The following is a 281-nucleotide window of genomic DNA, read 5'->3' as shown; positions in this document are numbered from 1 at the left end:
GCGGGCAGCCAGGCATCACGCAGAGCACCTCGCCTTCAAGGTCATTCAGTGCCTGCAAAACGCTTTCGCAGGCAGGCGCTTGCGGGTGCAGGTACGCAAATATGCGTGTACCTGCACCCGTACTTTTCCAACCAGTTCGACAAACCTTGGACAGCGTGAATATCGGCCCGACGTACTGTTGCGGAGGACGTGGACCAAATGGATCCAGCTCCGGCAACGTAGTAAGTCGTACGTCTTTTGCGGTGAAAAGTTCTCCCAAAAACTCGAGATCCGGCTGTTGG

At 55.9% G+C, this 281-nt stretch carries 1 protein-coding gene; it reads right to left on the bottom strand.

Features of this window, described 5'->3' with window-relative positions:
- Positions 1-281: hypothetical protein (locus tag ISP15_RS18560; protein WP_404549511.1), on the bottom strand; the 281-nt coding region annotated here is incomplete at both ends.

The sequence above is a fragment of the Dyella jejuensis genome (assembly GCF_044904675.1).
GTDB classification, from domain to species: domain Bacteria; phylum Pseudomonadota; class Gammaproteobacteria; order Xanthomonadales; family Rhodanobacteraceae; genus Dyella_B; species Dyella_B jejuensis.
The sequence above is the reverse complement of the archived record's forward strand: the minus strand, read 5'-3'. Positions and strand labels throughout refer to the sequence as shown.